Source organism: Streptomyces sp. 7R007 (assembly GCF_054850255.1).
In genome coordinates this window covers 1-396 of sequence record NZ_JBTWMV010000176.1, presented here as the reverse complement: position 1 = coordinate 396, position 396 = coordinate 1, and the positions used below count along the sequence as shown (strand labels likewise).

Annotated in this window: 1 protein-coding gene; it reads left to right on the top strand. The window is 68.9% G+C overall.

Going from position 1 to position 396, the window contains the following annotated elements:
• Positions 1-305 (top strand): fumarylacetoacetate hydrolase family protein (locus ACYF6T_RS44675; protein WP_461703723.1); only part of this gene is annotated, 305 nt, incomplete at its 5' end.
• Positions 306-396 lie beyond the last annotated feature (91 nt).

Below are 396 nucleotides of genomic sequence, written 5' to 3'. Positions count from 1 at the left end.
CGCAGCACCTCGACATGGAGTTGCGGGTCAACGGGGTGGTGCGGCAGAAGTCCAACACCAACCGCATGTCGGTGTCCATCCCGCACCTGGTCGCCTACCACTCGCCGCAGGGCTACAGCGCGGGCGACCTGATCACCACCGGCACCGTGCAGGGAGTCGCCGGTTTCAGCGGCAACCCGGAGATGTACCTCAAGCCCGGTGACGTCGTCGAGGCCGAGGTCGAACGCCTCGGGGTGCTGCGCAACCCCATCGTCGGCTGGGAGCAGGGCCACGGCACGCCCGTACCGAAGAAGGTGGACTGGTGAGACTGGGCGTCATCGACGGGCGGGCCGTCGTGGTCCGCGGGGACCGGGCCGCGGACGTGCGATGGGCCTCGAAGGGACGATTGCCCATCGA